23 protein-coding genes are annotated in these 17,588 nt (G+C 65.4%); 10 read left to right on the top strand and 13 right to left on the bottom strand.

Annotated elements, in window-relative coordinates; all coding sequences use genetic code 11:
• Position 1: 1 nt before the first annotated feature.
• The 4 genes from OH705_RS18190 to OH705_RS18175 form a co-directional block, all read right to left on the bottom strand.
• Complete coding sequence (locus OH705_RS18190; protein WP_110605727.1) at positions 2-1,510, bottom strand: MDR family MFS transporter; 1,509 nt, start codon at positions 1,508-1,510, stop codon at positions 2-4.
• Positions 1,500-2,636 (bottom strand): HlyD family secretion protein, encoded by a 1,137-nt coding sequence (locus tag OH705_RS18185; protein ID WP_038706059.1) that lies wholly within the window; start codon positions 2,634-2,636, stop codon positions 1,500-1,502. The genes OH705_RS18190 and OH705_RS18185 overlap by 11 nt, the downstream gene beginning before the upstream one ends.
• 121 nt (positions 2,637-2,757) lie before the next feature.
• Complete coding sequence (locus tag OH705_RS18180; protein WP_104443927.1) at positions 2,758-3,630, bottom strand: alpha/beta fold hydrolase; 873 nt, start codon at positions 3,628-3,630, stop codon at positions 2,758-2,760.
• Between the two features lie 17 nt (positions 3,631-3,647).
• On the bottom strand, positions 3,648-4,268 hold the full coding sequence (locus tag OH705_RS18175; protein ID WP_267302692.1) for a LysE family translocator: 621 nt from the start codon (positions 4,266-4,268) through the stop codon (positions 3,648-3,650).
• 243 nt (positions 4,269-4,511) lie between these two features.
• Here OH705_RS18175 and OH705_RS18170 point away from each other — a divergent pair, with 243 nt between their 5' ends.
• Positions 4,512-4,991 carry a GNAT family N-acetyltransferase gene (locus OH705_RS18170; RefSeq protein WP_023631011.1) on the top strand — a complete coding sequence of 160 codons (480 nt, stop codon included), beginning with the start codon at positions 4,512-4,514 and terminating at the stop codon, positions 4,989-4,991.
• Here OH705_RS18170 and OH705_RS18165 read toward each other — a convergent pair.
• On the bottom strand, positions 4,973-5,413 hold the full coding sequence (locus tag OH705_RS18165; protein WP_263160251.1) for a general secretion pathway protein GspC: 441 nt from the start codon (positions 5,411-5,413) through the stop codon (positions 4,973-4,975). The genes OH705_RS18170 and OH705_RS18165 overlap by 19 nt on opposite strands.
• A gap of 116 nt (positions 5,414-5,529) precedes the next feature.
• On the opposite strand from OH705_RS18165, the gene OH705_RS18160 reads away from it, so the two are divergent.
• The gene (locus OH705_RS18160) at positions 5,530-5,964 is read left to right on the top strand and encodes a GspH/FimT family pseudopilin (RefSeq protein ID WP_094012116.1); all 435 of its coding nucleotides are present in this window, start codon (positions 5,530-5,532) and stop codon (positions 5,962-5,964) included.
• Complete coding sequence (locus tag OH705_RS18155) at positions 5,961-6,554, top strand: type II secretion system protein GspJ (RefSeq protein WP_160290702.1); 594 nt, start codon at positions 5,961-5,963, stop codon at positions 6,552-6,554. The genes OH705_RS18160 and OH705_RS18155 overlap by 4 nt, the downstream gene beginning before the upstream one ends.
• Here the strand turns inward: OH705_RS18155 and OH705_RS18150 are convergent.
• The 3 genes from OH705_RS18150 to OH705_RS18140 are packed head-to-tail and all read right to left on the bottom strand — an operon-like array spanning position 6,547 to position 8,668.
• Positions 6,547-7,455 (bottom strand): FecR family protein, encoded by a 909-nt coding sequence (locus tag OH705_RS18150; RefSeq protein WP_267302691.1) that lies wholly within the window; start codon positions 7,453-7,455, stop codon positions 6,547-6,549. The two genes, OH705_RS18155 and OH705_RS18150, sit on opposite strands and share 8 nt — an antisense overlap.
• A gap of 29 nt (positions 7,456-7,484) precedes the next feature.
• Complete coding sequence (locus OH705_RS18145) at positions 7,485-8,027, bottom strand: RNA polymerase sigma factor (RefSeq protein WP_046855432.1); 543 nt, start codon at positions 8,025-8,027, stop codon at positions 7,485-7,487.
• A gap of 17 nt (positions 8,028-8,044) precedes the next feature.
• On the bottom strand, positions 8,045-8,668 hold the full coding sequence (locus OH705_RS18140) for a secretin and TonB N-terminal domain-containing protein (protein WP_244916752.1): 624 nt from the start codon (positions 8,666-8,668) through the stop codon (positions 8,045-8,047).
• Between the two features lie 160 nt (positions 8,669-8,828).
• On the opposite strand from OH705_RS18140, the gene OH705_RS18135 reads away from it, so the two are divergent.
• The gene (locus tag OH705_RS18135; protein WP_038706054.1) at positions 8,829-9,134 is read left to right on the top strand and encodes a hypothetical protein; all 306 of its coding nucleotides are present in this window, start codon (positions 8,829-8,831) and stop codon (positions 9,132-9,134) included.
• Positions 9,135-9,170: 36 nt separating this feature from the next.
• Here OH705_RS18135 and cobF read toward each other — a convergent pair whose 3' ends face one another.
• Positions 9,171-9,920: a precorrin-6A synthase (deacetylating) gene (gene cobF, locus OH705_RS18130; RefSeq protein ID WP_031314949.1), complete on the bottom strand. Its 750-nt coding sequence runs from the start codon at positions 9,918-9,920 to the stop codon at positions 9,171-9,173.
• 64 nt (positions 9,921-9,984) lie between these two features.
• Positions 9,985-11,274: an OprD family porin gene (locus OH705_RS18125; protein ID WP_094012111.1), complete on the bottom strand. Its 1,290-nt coding sequence runs from the start codon at positions 11,272-11,274 to the stop codon at positions 9,985-9,987.
• Between the two features lie 344 nt (positions 11,275-11,618).
• On the opposite strand from OH705_RS18125, the gene OH705_RS18120 reads away from it, so the two are divergent.
• The 3 genes from OH705_RS18120 (at position 11,619) to OH705_RS18110 (ending at position 13,050) form a co-directional block, all read left to right on the top strand.
• Complete coding sequence (locus OH705_RS18120; protein ID WP_031314950.1) at positions 11,619-11,975, top strand: histone-like nucleoid-structuring protein, MvaT/MvaU family; 357 nt, start codon at positions 11,619-11,621, stop codon at positions 11,973-11,975.
• Between the two features lie 206 nt (positions 11,976-12,181).
• The gene (gene gloA / locus OH705_RS18115) at positions 12,182-12,709 is read left to right on the top strand and encodes a lactoylglutathione lyase (protein ID WP_023630254.1); all 528 of its coding nucleotides are present in this window, start codon (positions 12,182-12,184) and stop codon (positions 12,707-12,709) included.
• Between the two features lie 95 nt (positions 12,710-12,804).
• Positions 12,805-13,050: a hypothetical protein gene (locus OH705_RS18110; RefSeq protein WP_023630255.1), complete on the top strand. Its 246-nt coding sequence runs from the start codon at positions 12,805-12,807 to the stop codon at positions 13,048-13,050.
• A 108-nt stretch (positions 13,051-13,158) separates the two neighbouring features.
• Here OH705_RS18110 and OH705_RS18105 read toward each other — a convergent pair whose 3' ends face one another.
• Complete coding sequence (locus OH705_RS18105) at positions 13,159-13,980, bottom strand: shikimate 5-dehydrogenase (RefSeq protein ID WP_267302690.1); 822 nt, start codon at positions 13,978-13,980, stop codon at positions 13,159-13,161.
• A 161-nt stretch (positions 13,981-14,141) separates the two neighbouring features.
• Between OH705_RS18105 and OH705_RS18100 the strand changes: the two genes are divergently transcribed.
• Positions 14,142-14,483 carry a hypothetical protein gene (locus OH705_RS18100; protein ID WP_038706052.1) on the top strand — a complete coding sequence of 114 codons (342 nt, stop codon included), beginning with the start codon at positions 14,142-14,144 and terminating at the stop codon, positions 14,481-14,483.
• A 101-nt stretch (positions 14,484-14,584) separates the two neighbouring features.
• Positions 14,585-14,767, top strand: coding sequence for a hypothetical protein (locus tag OH705_RS18095; RefSeq protein ID WP_023632068.1), 183 nt, complete (start codon positions 14,585-14,587; stop codon positions 14,765-14,767).
• 80 nt (positions 14,768-14,847) lie between these two features.
• On the opposite strand, the gene OH705_RS18090 is transcribed toward OH705_RS18095, so the two are convergent.
• Together OH705_RS18090 and hisN are read right to left on the bottom strand one after the other, a co-directional pair.
• On the bottom strand, positions 14,848-15,894 hold the full coding sequence (locus tag OH705_RS18090) for a metal-dependent hydrolase (protein WP_267302688.1): 1,047 nt from the start codon (positions 15,892-15,894) through the stop codon (positions 14,848-14,850).
• Positions 15,895-15,918: 24 nt separating this feature from the next.
• Positions 15,919-16,710 carry a histidinol-phosphatase gene (hisN, locus tag OH705_RS18085; protein ID WP_267302687.1) on the bottom strand — a complete coding sequence of 264 codons (792 nt, stop codon included), beginning with the start codon at positions 16,708-16,710 and terminating at the stop codon, positions 15,919-15,921.
• Between the two features lie 223 nt (positions 16,711-16,933).
• Between hisN and OH705_RS18080 the strand changes: the two genes are divergently transcribed.
• Positions 16,934-17,581 (top strand): helix-turn-helix transcriptional regulator, encoded by a 648-nt coding sequence (locus tag OH705_RS18080; RefSeq protein ID WP_023632066.1) that lies wholly within the window; start codon positions 16,934-16,936, stop codon positions 17,579-17,581.
• Positions 17,582-17,588 lie beyond the last annotated feature (7 nt).

Genomic DNA, 17,588 nt, shown 5'->3' with positions numbered 1-17,588 from the left:
CTCACCGGCTGCGCAGCAGCAGCGACGCTGCGGCGCAGGCCAGCAGCGCCACACACGATAGGTAGAACGCATCCGAATAGGCCATCAGGTACGCCTGCTCGCGCACGCTCTGGTCTATCAACGCCAGGGTCTGCATGACCTGCGGCGACTGCGGGTCGACCATGCCACCCGGCAGGCGCTGTTGCAGCGCGCCGTCGAACAGCGTCAGCCCTTCGCCGACCCGCACCGAATGAAAACGCTCGCGCTGCGACACCAGTTGCGTCAGCAACGCCGTGCCCAGCGCGCCGCCGAGGTTGCGCAGCATCGAGATCAGCGCCGAGGCCGAGCCGGCCTGGGCCTTGTCCAGGCCCTTCACCGCGAGCACCGACAGCGCCACCATGATCAACGGCTGGCCGATGCCACGCACCACGGTCGAGGGGATGATCACATTACTGCCCGAGTCCACTGTCAGCGTCGATCCCAGCCAACAGCCCAGGGCCATGATGGCGAAGCCGCTGGCCACCAGCAGCTTGGCGTTGAGCCAGCGCATCAGCCGGGGCAGCAGCGGCGCCAGCAGTAGCTGGACCATGCCGTAGGCGATCAGGCTCTTGCCGATCTCGCTGGCGCTGTAGCCCTGCACCAGCGACAGGTAGTTGGGCACCAGGAACACCAGGCCGAAGGTGGCCGCGCCGAACACCGCCATGGCCAGGCTCGACACGCCGAAGTTGTAGCTGCCCAGCAGCCGCAGGTTGATGAACGGCCGTTCCCCCGACAACTGGCGCTGGATGAACAGGGCCAGGGCGATCACCGCAACGATGCTGAAAGCAACGATGAAGCGCGATTCGAACCAATCCTTGCGCCCTCCTTCCTCCAGCACCACCTGTAATGCCCCCAGCCCCAGCGCCATGGCTGCGATACCCAGCCAGTCGGCCCGGCGCAGGGCGCCACGATCACCGGCCTGGCCCTTGATCGACCAGGCCACCGCCGCCAGCAGCGCCACCCCTGGAGGCAATTGCAGCAGGAAGATCCAGCGCCAGGAATACATGTCGGTGAGCCAGCCTCCGATCGACGGGCCGGCGGCCTGGGCCACACTGTTGGACAGGCTGAACAGCGCCATCCCCAAGGCCAAGCGGCTGGCCGGCAGCTCGGTGATGATCAGTTGCATCGACAACGGGATCAGCACCGCGCCCGAGGCGCCCTGGACCACCCGCAAGGCGATCATCGCCTCCAGGCTGCCGGCCATGGCGCAGCTCACCGAGCTGACCAGGAACACCGCTGAGCCCACCAGCATCACCCGGCGCAGCGAGAACACCTGCACCAGCCAGGCGGTCAGCGGGATCATGCTGATCTCGGCCACCAGGTAGGCGGTGGAGATCCAGGACCCTTCCTCGAAGCTGGCTCCCAGCGCACCCTCGATCTCGGGCAAGGCAGCGCTGGTGACATGCACGTTCATGCCAGCCATGAAGCAGCCGAACAAGCCGCCGATCACCGCCACCCAGGCCCGCAGGGAGACTTTGTCCTCAGCGCTCATGGCGGGCCTGCCGGGTGTCGACGGTAGCGATCACCGACATGCCGGGCAGCAACCGTGGGCTGTCATCGCCCTCTGGGTCGAGTTGGATACGCACCGGGAAGCGCTGGACGATCTTGGTGAAGTTGCCGGTGGCGTTGTCCGGCGGCAGCAAGGCGAACACGGCGCCGGAGCCTGGCGAGACGCTGTCCACGGTGCCGCGCCAGTGTTGGCCGAAGGTATCGACCTCCAGCGTCACCGCCTGGCCGGGACGCATGTGCGCCAGCTGGGTTTCCTTGAAGTTGGCGACCACGTACGCCTGCGCTACCGGCACCACGGCCAGCAACGGCAGGCCGGGGGTGACGTACTGCTGCTGGCGCACCTTGCGCTGGCCTACCACACCATCGAAGGGCGCGCGAATCTCGGTGTCGGCCAGGGCGCTGCGGGCCAGGTCGGCCTCGGCGGCAGCCTGGTCGAGGTCGGCCTGGCGCTGCAGCAACTCGGCCTCCAACTGCTTGCCCTGCTGCTCCAGCATCGCCTTGCGTGCGTGCTGGCGGGCCAGTTCGGCATCGGCGGCGCGCTGCAGCGCCTGAGACTGGATGCGGGTGGCGCGGGCCTGCTCCATCCGCTGCACACTGACCGCCTGCCATTGCGCCAGGTGCTGGTAACGCTGCCAGTCGGCCTCGGCCCGCTGCGCCTCGCCTCGGCTACCGCCGCGTTCGGCATCGGCGCGGGCGATGGCGTGGGTCTGCTCTTCTTGCTCGGCGACGAAAGCGCGCAGGCGCATACGCTGCACCTGCAACGCCGCCTCACTCACCGCCAGGTGCGCCTCGGCCTTGCGCAGGCGGTCGCGAAAATCGCGCGCGTCCAGGCGTACCAGCAGGTCGCCGGCCTTGACCGTGGCGTTGTCCGCCACTGCCACCTCGGCCACGTAGCCACTGACCCGGGCACTGATCGGCGCCCAGTCAGCGCGCACGTAGGCATCGTCGGTCTGCTCCAGGAAACGCCCGTCGAGCCACCAGTAGGCGCCATATGCCGCCACCAGCAAACCTAGGCCCCCGGCCAGGCCGAAGCGCAACAGGCGCTGGCGGCGCCGGGTACCAATTTGCTCGAGGGTGAGCTGGGGATCTGGGCTGACCGCCTGGTTCATGCTGGGCTCCATCCGGTGGGGGGAGCGCCAGATTACGGAATCTGAGATTGTCGTTCGCTCGCGAACAGACCTTCAATCGTCGCAAAATGGACAGCAGATCAGCCCTGCGAGCGGACCACTTTCAATGCTGCAGGAAAGCGACCACCTGTTCTGTGGCCGTTACCGGATCTTCCTGCATGAAACAGTGTCCCCCCGCTACCTGCTGCGCGCTCACCTGGCCATTGAGTGCCACCAGGCGCTGCACCGAGTGCGGCACGAACGGATAGGTGTGCTCGCCGTACAGGATCCGTGTCGGCGTCTGGATACGGCTCAATTGCTGCCACATGCGCTCAGGGAACGAGCTGAAGATCTCCACCTCGCGGCTGGGCCGGCACTTGAGCACCACTCCCTCCCCGCAATCGCCGATGGCATGTTCCACATAAGCCTGCAAGGCCGCATCGGTCCAGCCCTTGAAGATACCGCGCCCCTGCAGCGAGGCCTGGGCCGCCTCACGGTCGGGCCAATGACTGCGGCGGGTGGCCGCCTTGCGCGCCAGGGCATGACGGCGATGCAAGCCGACCATGGCGGCGGCCCCCATCACCCCGATCATGCGCCGGCTGAACAGGACCGGATCCAGCAACACCGCACGCTGGAAGAGCTGCGGCTCGGCGGCCAGGATCAAGCCGGTGAGCACGCCGCCGAAACTATGGCCCAAGGCAAAGCGAGGCACGTCGCCGTATTCGCCACGCCCGGCCTCGAAGGCTTCCACCGCAAGTGCTGCGGTGCGGTTCCAGCCAAGGAACACGCCACCATGGTCGCTGTCACCATGGCCCTGGACATCGCTCAGCCACAGGTCGAAATGTTCACCCAGGCGCATCAGCATGGGCTGGTAGGCCAGGCTGCAGAAGCCGTTGCCATGCAGAAAATGCAGCAGCGGCCTACCGCTGGCGGGGGTTCGCCATCCGCGCAAGGTGAAGCCTTCGGCGCATTCATGGGACCAGGGAATCAACTCCATCGACTGCACTCATGGCTCTAGGAAAACGCCGATTCTACAAACAGCAGCGGATACAGTGAAATCACCAGCAGCACGGCCATCAGGACATTGAACAGCACCACCGCGCGCGGATTGCGCAGCAGGTTGCGCAAGGCACTGCCGAACATCACCCAGATGCCGACGCTGGGCAGGTTCACCAGGGCGAACACCGTGGCGATGACGATCACGTTGAATATGTAGCCCTGGGCCGGGGTGTAGGTGGTGATCGCCCCGATCGCCATCACCCAGGCCTTCGGGTTGACCCACTGGAACGCCGCGCCCCCCCAGAACCCGAGCGGTTTGCGGCTGCCATCGATGTCGCCGGACATCGGCCCGGAGGTGGCGATCTTCCAGGCCAGGTATAACAGGTAGGCCGCGCCCGCGTAGCGCAGGATGCTGTACAACGGTGGCCAGGCCTTGAACACCTCGCCAAGCCCGAGACCAACCGCCAGCACCATCACCATGAAGCCGACGCTGATGCCCAGCGCGTGGGGAATCGTCCGACGCACGCCGAAGTTGACTCCCGAGGCCAGCAGCATGGTGTTGTTCGGACCGGGGGTGATGGAAGAGACAAAGGCGAACAGGACGAACGCGCTGAGCAGATCGAGCGAGGCAAGCATGGCGGCGGTTTCCGGCTTTTCTGATTATCGAAATGCCACGGTAGCGGAGGCTTGTAGGAAATGACCGGTACAGTTAAGCGAAATTGAATGAATACACATTTCTGTTTCACTCAATTGCGTGCCTCCACGCCATCGTCACAGCAAAGCGCGGCAAATCTTCCGCCAGACACCTGGCGGCCTCCCCTCGTCCTACCTGACACTACTGAAGCCTGCGCAACCTATCCCGCACAAGGAAGCCCCATCATGCCCGTGACCATCCGCCCCGCAGTCCTTGCCGACGCTGCCCAGATCCTGGCCTTCATCACCGAGCTGGCCGACTACGAACGCGCCCGTCACGAAGTGGTGGCGACCCTCGCCGACATCAAGCACAGCCTGTTCGACGCAGGCAGCACGGTGCGTAGCCTGATTTGCGAGCGCGACGGCCAGGCCATCGGGTTCGCCGTTTATTTCTACAGCTACTCCACCTGGCTGGGGCGCAACGGTATCTACCTCGAGGATCTCTACGTCACCCCGCAGCAACGCGGTGACGGCGCGGGGCGCAAGCTGCTGCGGCATATCGCCCGCGAAGCTGTCGAAAACGGCTGTGGGCGAATGGAGTGGAGCGTGCTGGACTGGAACGAGCCGGCCATCGGTTTCTACCAGTCTCTGGGCGCCGAGCCGCAGGACGAGTGGATCCGCTATCGTCTCGACGGCGAACGCTTGCGTCAGTTCGCCGAAGGCTGAGGCGCCTCGCCCGGAAACGCCGTCTGGGCCAGTACCGGCACCTCGACGCGGCTGCGCTGGCCGCCGCGCTCGATCACCAGGCCGCGCCTCTCGATAGCCACCAGGCGCACCCCGCGAGCCAGCTCCTCGCCACTGCGCACGGCGCGTGCCGGGCCGCCGTCAAGGCTGACGATGGCCACGGCGCCTTGGCTGCCGGCCATCACCCCGCTGACCTGGATCTGCACCTGCATGGGAATATCGGCAAACCATCGCCCGGCCGCTGTTTCGGCCACTACCGGGGCGTCGGCAGCCCGGGCCGTGGCCTGTCCCGCCGCTGGCGGCCACAACAGTTGCCCCCAGGTCGCCAGCCCGGCCATGGCGACCAGCAACCCCAGCGCCTGCAACAACAGCCCGAGTGACAAGTTGGGACGAACGATACGCATGGTCACGCGCTCCTTGTGTGCCTGCGCCCAAGCATACCGGGTGATTCTCACGGTTTTGTTTCACACGCCGATCATCTTGCTCGGGCAAGCTGCCTTGCCAGGACAAGGAGCGCGCCGTGAACGGACAACGTGGTTTCACCCTGATAGAACTGATGGTGGTGTTGGTGATCGTCGGTATCGCCAGTGCCGCCATCAGCCTGAACATCCGCCCCGATCCGGGCAAGCAGTTGCGCGCAGACGGCGAGCGCCTGGCGCGCTTGCTGGAGTTGGCGCAAAGCGAAGCCCAGGCCGACGGTCAGCCGCTGCGCTGGCAGAGCGACCGCGACGGCTACCGCTTCGTACGCGCCGATGGCCAGGTGCTGGCGGAGGGACCACTCAAGCCGCGCCGCTGGCAGGCCGAGACAGTGAAGGTGCAGGCCGAGCCCCGTGGCGCGGTATGGCTCGATGGCGAGTGGATCGGCGCCCCCCTGACACTGCGCCTGCACAGCGGCACGCTGCGCCTGGAACTGGCGCGCAACGCCGCCGGGCAGGTGCGGGTGAGCCAACCATGACCCGCCAACGCGGTTTAACCTTGATCGAAGTGATGATCGCCATCCTGCTGATGGCGGTGGTCAGCCTGATCGCCTGGCGTGGCCTGGACAGCGTCAGCCGCGCCGACCAGCATCTACGCCAGGCCAGCGATGAGCATCAGGCGGTGATGCGTGTGCTGCAGCAGCTGGAGCGCGACCTGGCCTTGCGTGCCACGGTGGAACTGGCCGAGCCGGTGTTGCCCGGCCACGAGCCGCCGGGCAAGCCCTTGCTGCCCGCCATGCGTGCCCGCGCCGAGCGCCTGGAGCTGGTGCGCGCCGGTGCCGTGGCTGGCAGCGGCCTGCAGCGGGTGCGTTGGTATGTGCGCGGCAGCACCTTGTACCGCGCCGCCGCGCCACTGCGCGAAGGCTTCCCATTGCCCGCGCCGCAAGCCGCGGTGGCGGTGCTGGACAACGTCAGCGCATTCAGCCTGCGCACCTGGCAGGCCAAGGGCGGCTGGCGCTCCCCGGCCAGCGAGGCCGACGACAACCCCGTCGGGCTCGAGGTGCGCCTGAACCGGCGCGGTCCCCAGGGCGAGGAACACTACCGCCAGGTGCTGGGGCCATTCAACTGACCAGCACCACCCCGCCGGGCAGTTCCAGGCAGCGCGCGCCATAGGCGACGCGGATCAGTTCGGCGGCCTGGCGCAACTGATCGAAACTGAACCGCGCCTGCACCCGGCGGCGCCCCAGTGACGGGTTGAGCAGTACCAGGCGCCCGGGGCGGTAGCGGTTGATCTCGTCGATTACCTGGGTCAATGGTGCATCACGGAACACCAGCATGCGCTCGCGCCAGGCCGTCACCTGGCCAATGTCGAAGGCCTCGGGCACGCCGACGCCTTGCGCGCCATAACGTAACTGGCGGCCGGCCGGCAGCGCCTCGAGCCGGCCCTGGGCAAAGATGCGCAGCTCGCCACTCAGGCAGGTGACGCAGACGCCATCGTCGTCCTCGCGCACATTGAATCGAGCCTGTTCGGTACTGATCACCCCCTCCTGCGCCCGCACCTGCATGGGCTGGTGGGCCTGCACTTCGATCTCGCCCGCCAGCAGGGCGATACCCTGTGCCTCGCGGCTGACGCGCGTGCGCACGTTCAGTTCCAGCTTGATCCCTGGCGCCAGCTCCACCCGTTGCTGCTCATCCACCTGGGTGGCGAACGCCGCAGGCGGCGCCATGGCCTCGTCCAGCCAGCCGCCACGCCAGGCAACCACCGCCAGCGACGCGGCCAGCGCCCCGCCCAGCAGTGCCCGACGCCCGAGCTGCGGCGCCGATGGCGCCTGGCTGACCTGTTGCGCCGCAGGCCCGAGCAAACACCAGAGCTGACGCGCCTGGGCGAACGCCTCGGCGTGCGCGGGGCTGCGCGCGCACCAATGGTGCAGGGCCCGGGCATCGGCCTGGGTGGCCTGGCCGGAGGTCAGCCGCAACAGCCAGCCCTGGGCCTGGCGCTGCAAGTCGGGATCGGGCGGAATCTGGGGCATGGTGCTCACATGAAGAGGTCGACTATCGTTCAAGACGGTTTTCCCGCGCCAGGACCGAAGCGCTGAAACACTTTTCTGTCCAGACGCATCGCGCAATGCCCCAGTGCCGCCTTGAGTTCCTTTTCTACGGTGCGTGTGGAGATGCCGAAACGCTGGGAGATTTCCTGGTGCGAGGCCTCCTCCAGCCGCGCGGCGATGAAGATCCGCCGGCGCCGGGCTGGCAACTCGTAGAGCGCGCCCAGCAGGTTCTGGATCTCGCGCTGGCCACCGACGATGCGAGCCGGGTCCTGGTCCTCGGCCACCTGCAGCAGCGTTTCGATCTCGGCGCCAGTGAGCAGCCGGGCATCGGCCTCGCGGCGGTCGGCGGCGACGTTCAAGGCCATGCGGTACAGGTAGGCACCGGGTTTGTGCAGGTCGTGCGCGGCGTCCATGCGATCCACCCGCAGGTAGGTTTCCTGCAGCACGTCGTTGGCCAGGTCATCCGAGCCAAGCCGGCGCCTCAGGCGGACCCTGAAGGTGTCGTAGGAGGTCAGAAACAGCTTGACCAGCGCACTGTCCCGAGGTTTGTTCATGCCGCCACAGCTCCTTGCTAAAGAGGGCAATCCATAGGTTCCGGGCGCAGCAACAGGGTCAGCGGCTGTGCCAGTGAAGTCGGCGGCGCCTGCTCCAGGCGTACCGCCTGCAAGCGCTCGACCAGCGCGGCATCGCGGGCGAAGTCGCCGGTGGAGGCCAACAGCCGGCTCTGCACCAGTTGCCCGCTGGCATCGATCCAGACCTGCATGGCCGCCCGGTAGCTGCCCGGGCGGGTCGACGGCCAAGCGCACAGGGCGCGCTCCACCGCGTGTTGCAATGCCACCGCATAACTGCCCGACGCCGGGCCTTCACTGCGTCCACGCCCGGGCGTTGTGCGCAGGCGCAACGGTTGCAGGGTGAATCCACCGCTGCCGTGACGCGCCTGCAGGCCGGTTCCTTGCAACAAGCGCTGCAAACCCTCGCGCGCCGTGTAGCGGCCGCGCAGCAGGCTGGAGCGCTGGCCGGCGAGCAACGCCTGGTCGACCAGCACCGCCAGGCCACTCTGCCGGCCGAAGGTGTCCAGCGCCCGGTCCAGCGCCTGCGCCGGTATGTCGAAGGTCAGTAACGGCTGGCCACGCGCCCCTGGCGCCGCCACCAACCAAGCCAGTATCAGCGCGCCGACCACAATCAATGCACGCACGGGAGATCAGGCCTCCTTGCTGGCCGCCGTCGCCGGGGAAACGTCATCCTGGGGCCTGTGTATGACGCTGTGGTGACAGGCCGCGGCAATCAAAGCTTCACCCCGTCCCATGCCGGCAGCGGATAGACTGGCGCAAGGAATGACTGCACGGAGAAGCATCATGGCCCGACTGTCGCTGATCACTTTGCCCCTGCTGCTGGCCTGCGCCCTGCCGGCGCTGGCCGAACCGCCCAAGGGCTGCATCGACGTGCAGGTCGGGCAGGCGCGGGCACTGGCCTACGACTGTCTGACCCGACAGTTGCAAGGGGCCGATCCGCGCGCCGCCAAGGGCCTGCGCGATCAGCTCGACCCGGTCAGGCAGATGCAGCGCAGGGCACCAAACCAGATGGGCTTGGCGACACCGGCGGCGACCTCGACGCGCATGGGCAGCAGCTTTGGCAGTTCGGTGGTGCCACAGCGGCCTTGAAGTGCCTGACAGGCGTTTCGAATCACCTGCCCCGGGTTACTCTTCACGACGCAGCAGATAGGTATCCATGATCCACCCCTTGCGCCGCCGCGCCTCATCGCGCAACTCGAGGATGCGCGCCTTCACCGCCTGCAACGGCCCGCTCACCAGCAGCTCGTCCGGCGTGCCCAGGTAGGCGCCCCAGTAGATCACCAGTTGCGGATCATCCAGGGCGGCGAACGCGCACTGGCCGTCGAGCATCACCAGCACATTGTCGATCCGCGACTGTTCGCCCAGGCGTCGGCCCGGCAGCACGGTCAGCGGCTCGCCGATACGGTTGAGCGGGATCTGGTGACGGGCGGCCAGCACCTGGATGCTGCTGATGCCGGGAATCACCTGCAAGGCCAGCGCCAGGCCGCGTTCGCGGACCAGGTCGAGAATTCGCAGGGTGCTGTCATACAGCGCCGGCTCGCCCCATAGCAGGAACGCGCCGATATCATCGCTGCCCAGCTCATCCTCGATCAGCCGGGCGTACAACGCGGCGCGCTGGGCATGCCAGTCCTGCACGGCGCCAACATAGTCCGGCGCCTGGCCGTCTCGGCGCGGGTCCTCGACTTGCACCAGACGATAACCGCCCTCGGGCAGGTAGCGCTCCAGGATGGCCCGGCGCAGGTGCACCAGTTCGTCCTTGTCGCTGCCCTTGTCGAGGACGAAAAACACCGTGGCGCGCCGCAGCGCCTCCACCGCCTCGTAGGTGACCTGGCGAGGATCACCCGGTCCGATGCCGATCAGTAGAAGCTGTTTCATCGCCTGCCCTGCCTGGTTGCCGGTGGTCATTGTCGACCGACCACCAGCCGTTTGGCAAAGCGGGTCAGAAGATCGAGAAGTTGTAGCTGACAATGACCCGGGTTTCGTCCATGTCACGCGCCCACTTCTCGTAGTTGCTGCGGTAGGTGGAATTGCGCAGGCGCACGCTGACGTCCTTGAAGGTGCCGCTCTGCACCTGGTACTTCAGCTCGCTGTCGCGTTCCCATTCCTTGCCTTCGGCGTTGCTGCCAGGGACCTTCACATTGGCGCCATTGATGTAGCGGGTGAAGAAGGTCAGGCCGGGCACGCCCAGGGCCTTGAAATCGTAGTCGTAGCGCACCTGCCAGGAGCGCTCCTGGGCGGCGGCGAAGTCGTTGACCTGGGCATAGTTGACCAGGTAGGGGTTTGTGCCGTCTAAGTACGGCATGGCGCTGTCGCCGTACATGCGCTGCCAGCCGGCGCTTAGCTTGTGCCCACCCAGGCTGTAGCCAAGCATGCCGCTGAAGGCGCGGTGGTCGATGCGCCCGGCACGGGCATTACCGATGTCGTCGCTCTTGATCACCCGCAGGTCCGCCGACAGCGTTCCGACTTCCAGTGGCTGGCTGGCGACCAGCCCGAGGAAGTGCTGGCGGTAGATGTTTTCAAGCTTGGACACCTGGTACTGCGCGCTGACACGGTCGTTGAAGCGGTAGTCGACGCCGGCCAGGTCGAAGTGGTCGGCCTCGATATCGCAGGCATAGCGCTTGTTCTTGCAGTGCACGCGGATGTCCTGGCGGTCGGTGGAGTCCCGTGCGGTGTACTGGTTCAAACGCGCCAGGGTGAACTTCAGGTCGCGAACTTCCTCGGAGGTCAGCCAGGCACCATGGAACATGGTCGGCAGCAGGCGTCCGTCGTTGTACTTCAACAGGGGCACATCTGGCATCATCGAGCCGTACTTGAGCACGGTATTGGAGACCTTCACCTTGCCGGCGACGCCCATCTTGGCGTACTGGTCGGCGGAGTGGCGTGGATCATGCCCGGACGACGGCAATAGCCCGCTATTGCTGTCGGCGGGACTGGAGTCGAGCTTGAAACCGAGCATGCCCAGCGCATCCACGCCGAATCCGACCGGGCCTTGGGTATAGCCGGACTGGACATTGAGAATAAAACCCTGCGCCCACTCTTCGCGCTTCGACGCGCCTTGCTTGGAAGTGGTGTGGCCGTCACGGAAATCTCGGTTGAAATAGACATTGCGTGCTTCGACCTTGGCACTGCTGTCTTCAAGAAAACCGGCGGCCTGGGCGTTGACACCGGCACACAGGAAGAACAAGCCGGCAACTCGGCGCCCGGGGGCGAGGGGGAAAGGGGCAAACATGCGAGGGAACATCCAGAAGAAAGACGAAAAACCATCCGGGCAGTCATCTGCACCGGCACTACGCGAAAGCCGAATACATCTCGACCATCATCGGTAATTTTCCACCAAAGGCTCTAGTCCAGGCCATGGGACGATGGTCTAAGGCCTTGTGCCGGGCCCCGTCGAACACCGCGCGAGAAACCTGCAAAGTTCCCGGCTAATGCATTAAAAGTTTGCTGTTTACCCTCGTGCAGTCGACTACTACACTCACAATCAACGAACAGCTATACCCATCCACGTGGCCGGCGTTTAGTCCAGGTTTATGTTCGTCACGCCAAGCCACGGCACTTACAGGAGTGATGACAGTGTCCAGACTTGCAGAGTTTCGTGCTGCCGAAAAAGCGCTCAAGGAACAAATGGCACAACTGGAAGCGCTAAAAAAGGATGCCGGCCTTAAACGCGAAATCGAATTCGAGCAGAAACTAGTCGGCCTGATGAAGAGCTATGACAAGAGCCTGCGCGATATCATCGCCATTCTCGATCCGAAAGCCGTGACCCGTGCACCGACCGCCGTCAAGCAGCAACGCCGCCCACGGGTCGTGAAGGTGTACGAGAACCCCCACACTGGCGAGTTGATCGAGACCAAAGGCGGCAACCACCGCGGGCTGAAGGCTTGGAAGGAACAGTACGGGGCACAGACGGTGGAAAGTTGGGTGCGCTGATGAAACCTCTACACCCGCTTCACACTTTTTTCACACCCGCAGGCCCAGTATCGAACCAGCTAAAGGACTAGCGACCCCATCACGCGCCCGCACATGCGGGCCTCTAATTCTGGCGCCCCGCACTCGTGCGGGGCGCTTTCATTTGCGCTGCCGGTTGACTTCCGTATCATGGCAAACCTGTTCAAGGCCCTGATTCCGGAGTTCCCATGAGCCTGCACGATCTGCAAACCCTGCCCGGCGTTACCGCCCAACCCGATACCGCCACCGCCCAATTCGTGTTCAACCACACCATGTTGCGGGTGAAGGACATCGAGAAGTCCCTGGATTTCTACACGCGCGTGCTGGGCTTTCGCCTGGTAGACAAGCGCGACTTCCCGGAAGCGGCTTTCAGCCTGTATTTCCTGGCCCTGGTCGACCCGGCGCAGATTCCTGCCGATGACGCCGAGCGTCATCAGTGGATGAAATCGATCCCCGGCGTACTCGAGTTGACTCATAACCACGGCACCGAGAACGACCCCGAGTTCGCCTACCACAATGGCAACACCGACCCACGCGGTTTCGGCCACATCTGCATTTCGGTACCGGACGTACGTGTTGCCTGCGCCCGCTTCGAGGCGCTGGACGTCCCGTTCCAGAAGCGCCTGCAGGATGGCCGCATGAACCACCTGGCCTTCGTCAAGGACCCGGACGGCTACTGGGTCGAAGTCATCCAGCCGACCGAACTCAAGGGCTGATACCCACAGGTGCGCTCGTCGGGCCGGGAACTCCCGGCCCCTCGCTGTGGTATATGGAACTAACTCCTGTTCCAAGCCACAGCGAGGTAAGGACAATGCAAACCCTTCACTGTGAATACCGCGACCACACCATCACCGCCAGCGTGATGCCCCACCCCGACTCGCCCCTGCCCTATGCTGCAGGCTGCGTGATCACCGACCCTGCCGGCCACAGCAGCAGGCGACTATCGATGCCGATGAAGTTCTTTGCCGACCTGGAGAATGCCCAGCACGTGTCCCTGGCCCATGGCCGGGCGCTGGTTGACCAACAGCTGGATGACAAGGATCAGCGGGTGTTCTGATAACCCTACGCCAGCAGCCGGCACCCACAGAGATTGCGCTTCGCTCACAGGCGAAGCGAACAGTGTGGGAGCCGGCTTGCCGGCGATACGGCACCCTTCTATACCCAATCAACCTTCACGGGCATACGCCACGGCAGCCGCCACCTGTTCGGCTGTCGGCCGAACCCCGGTGTACAACACGAACTGCTCCAGCGCCTGTAGCGCGATGACGTCGAGGCCGGTGATCACCGGTTTGCCCAGCGCCTCGGCGGCGCGGATCAGCGGTGTGCGTGCCGGCAGGGCAACCACATCGAATACCCGCTCGGCCGCCGCGATGGCGGTTTCGCTGAAGGCCAGCTGGTCGGCCTCAGGGCCCCCGGCCATGCCGATCGGCGTGACATTGATCAGCATCGGCGGGCAACGGTCCTGCAGTTCAGGCAGCCAGCGATAGCCGCAGACATCCGCCAATTGCCGCCCGGCCTGCTCGTTACGGGCGACAATGATGCCGTCGCCAAAGCCCGCGTCGCGCAGCGCGCTGGCCACCGCCTTGGCCATGCCACCGCTGCCGCGCAGGGCGAAGCCGGTCGCCGGATCGACCCGCCGCTCGGCGAGCAGTTGCCGTACCGCCAGGTAGTCGGTGTTGTAGGCCTTCAGATGGCCTGCGGTATTGACCAGGGTGTTCACCGAGTCGATGGCCGCCGCCGAGGGGTCGATCTCGTCCACCAGGGCCAGGCAGGCTTCCTTGTAGGGCATCGATACGCCACAACCGCGAATACCCAGGGCGCGGATGCCGGCCACTGCGGCCGGCAGATCCTGGGTGGTCATGGCCTTGTAGTAATAGTCCAGGCCCAACTGCTGATACAGATGGTTGTGAAAGCGCACGCCGAACGTACCGGGGCGCCCGGCCAGGGAAATGCACAACACGGTGTCCCTGCTCGGTGAATGGCTCATCGCGGTTCCTCTGTCATGGCTGAATCGATTGCGCCAGCGTACCAGACCCTGCCGCCGGTCGCCCCTTACACAACCTTTACCCTTTGCCAGGGCGCAGTTGACCGAGGCTGCGGTCATAGTAGACAGACCCCGAACGTGGGGTTGTCTTGCGAGGTGTCACCATGAAGCGTTTCATTCCCGGAATCGCCCTGCTGGTCGGCGCGCTGGCCATCAGCGGGCAAGCCTCGGCCCATGGTGGCGGCTGGTACGGCCCGGGGCCGGTAATCGGCGCGGCCGTGGTGGGCGCGGTGGTCGGGGCGGCCGTATCGGGCGGCCACGACCGCACCGTCTACGTCGAACGCCAGCCGGCCTACTATCCACCGCCACCGGTCTATGTACAGGCGCCGCCACCGCCGGTGTATTACCAGCCCTACGTGGTCGAGCGCTATGTGCCCGCCCCGCCGCCGGTCTACCGCCGCTATTACGGCCCGCCGCCGGTGTACTACGGCCCGCCGCGCTGGTAAGCGGCATAGTTGATAAAAGCAATGACCACTATCGAGGACATTGATTTCAAACCCCGAAGGCGCCTGGGTAAGGTAGGGCCATGTTCGAGAGGAGATCCACCATGGCCCCGATCCAGATCATGTCCGTTGTCGGCAGCGCAGTCCCCAGCAGCCTGCGCCAACAGGGCCTTTTGGCCTGCTGGTACCTGCTGCGCGACGGTGAAGCCATCAGTGGCCCGTTGACCAGCCGCCGCTGCGCCGAGACCCTGGCCGGCCGCTTGCTAGACCAGACCTTGGTCGCCTGACCCCGAATTTGTTGTGTGTTGCTCCCTAAGCCCTTGTAGCCCGCCACCCGGCGGGCTTTTTTTGCTCGCCAACCAGCCGCCTACAAATGCCCCGCCCACATGGCAAGTGGCAGTGGCGGTTGCTGGTCGAGGATACGGCGCCAGATCAAGCCCAACCGCTCGCCATCGAACAGGGAGGCGGCACCGCCACCAACCCAGCCCCTGGGCTGGATCACCGCCCATCGCCCAGCGGCGTCACGCCGGGCCATCTCGAAACGGAAACTGTAGTTGCCCGGCATGCCCATGCGCAGGTCGGTGACCACCAGCGAGTCACCGATGATGTCGTAGCGCAGCCAGTCGTCGGTGAACCAGCGCAGACGCTCGTACAGCGGTGCGCCCGCAAGCACCTTGGCTACCTGCAGATTGCGCGACTGCTTCAGCATCTCCGGAGGTTCGCGATCGAACCCGCTGCTCACGCCCTCGTAGTAATCGCCGTCTTGGGTTTTCGCCAGCACCCGCCAGATCAGGCTGTTGAAGGCGATGGGCACCGCCCGGACCTCACTGGCCTCGATCCCCTGCGCCTGCAAGGCCAGATGGAAACGTTGCTCGGCGGCCATGCGCCCGGCCAGGCCAAAACCCAGGTACAGCGTGCTGAATCCCAGTGCCAGGCACAACATCGCGGTCGCCCTGCCCTTCAGGCCCCTGATCGCCGCATAGCCCACCGCCAGCAGCAACGGCACGGTATACACCGGGTCGATGATGAACACCGCCGCCCAGCTCTCCGGCGTCAGGTGCAGGGGCCAGAACAACTGGGTGCCGTAGACGGTAAAGGCATCGAGCACCGGGTGGGTGACCAGCGCCAGCCAGAAGGCCAGGAACAGCCTGCCAGGGGTATAGCCTCGGCCTGGCCAACGCCAGGTGACCAGCCAGGCCAGCAACAGGGCCAGGCCGGTCAGGACGAAGATCGAATGGGAAAAGCCACGGTGGAAGGTCATCTGCGACACCGGATCGGCATAGCGGATCACTACATCCAGGTCGGGCAATGTCCCCAGGGCGGCGCCGTAGATCAGCGAACGGCGGCCCTGGATACGGCCCAGGACGGCGCCTTGCAGGGCGGCGCCGAGCACGGCTTGGGTGATTGAGTCCACGGCAAACGTCTCGTGCAGGGGCTATCAGATGGCGTGACGCAACATCGCCAGTACCTGCGCATGCAACGCCGGATCGCCACACGCCACCACGCAGCCGCCGTCCTGGGCCGAGCCGCCATCCCAGGAGGTGATGACCCCGCCCGCGCCTTCGATGATCGGCATCAACGCCTGCACGTCGTAGGGCTGCAGGCTGGCCTCGACGATCACATCGACGAATCCGCACGCGAGCATGCAGTAGGCATAGCAATCACCGCCATAACGCATCAGCCGGGCCTTGCCGGCGACCGCCTCGAACGCCGCCTTGCGCGCCGGGGTGTCGAACATGTCGGGGGTAGTGCACATCAGCGTGGCCGACGCCAGGTCGGCGCAGGCGCGGGTCTTCAGCGGCGTATCATTGCGCCAGGCGCCGTGCGGGGTGCCGATGAAGCGTTCGCCGGTGAACGGCTGGTTCATCACCCCGAGCACCGGGCGGGTGCCGTCGTTGAGGGCGATCAGCGTGCCCCAAAGCGGCAGGCCGGTAATGAAGGCGCGGGTGCCATCGATCGGGTCGAGCACCCAGGTCAAAGGGCTGCTGCCCAATGCCGCGCCCTGCTCTTCACCCAGTATGCCGTGGGTGGGATAGCGGGCCTGGATCAGCGCGCGCATCGCCTCTTCGGCGGCCTTGTCGGCGATGGTCACCGGGTCGTACAGGCGCCCCCCCTTGTCCTCGACATCCAGGCTGGCGCGAAAGTACGGCTGGATCGCCGCCGCGGCGGCATCGGCCAGTTGCTCGGAGAAAGAGCGGAATTCGCCGATCTGTTCAGCGCTCAGGGACATGGGGCGGTCTCGTTGTTGGATGGGATGCGCATCATACCCGAGTCGTGCCTTGACACACCTCTGGCGTCACCCATGATATTGTTATGCCATTATCGCCGCTTCATTTAACCGTCACTGATTCGTTGTACTAGGATAGCTAGCAGCCCAATGGCCCGGCCGACAGTCAAGGATGCTGGTTGCTGGCGCAAGGGCCTCCGTTCCACCGCCTATCATGGATGACACGATGAATTCGCACCTGCTCTTTCCGCAGATCGGCAAAGTCATAGCCAGTACCGGCAGCCGCCATTTCCCCCGGCACCTGCACGACCTGATCCAGACCCACCTGACCATCGATGCCACGCATATCCGCCAACTGCGCATCGACCCGGCTTGCGCCAGCCAGCCAGACGCGACCTTGATCAGCGAGACGGTGTTCAGCGCCGGCGATACGGGTGACGGCTTCGACGATCCGGCGCGCCTGCACCTGGCCCGGCGCAAGGATGGTTTCCGCTACGAAATCACCGTATTGCGGGCCGACACCCGCGCTGGCTTCTCAGCAACCGATCGCAGCCGGCTGGAGGACATTTCGCCCTTGCTGCTGCCCATGCTGGAAAAACACATCAATGCCCTGCAGCCTGCCGCGCCGCTACCCGCAGACCCCGACAGCCTCGAACAGCGCTTTCTCGAGCGCCTGCGTCAGACCGGCATCCGCCTGTCCGAGCGCGAAATGCAGGTGTGCGAGGGTTTGCTGGCCGGGCGCACGGCGCCGCAGCAGGCCGAGCATCTGCGGCTCAAGGTCAATACGGTGGAAAGTTACCTGCGCCGGGCGGCGATCAAGCTGGGCATCAGCGGACGCCACTCGCTGATGCGCTGGATGTATGCCGAAATCTAGTCTCCCG

The organism is Pseudomonas sp. BJa3 (assembly GCF_026343815.1).
Lineage (GTDB): Bacteria > Pseudomonadota > Gammaproteobacteria > Pseudomonadales > Pseudomonadaceae > Aquipseudomonas > Aquipseudomonas soli.
The sequence above is the reverse complement of the archived record's forward strand: the minus strand, read 5'-3'. Positions and strand labels throughout refer to the sequence as shown.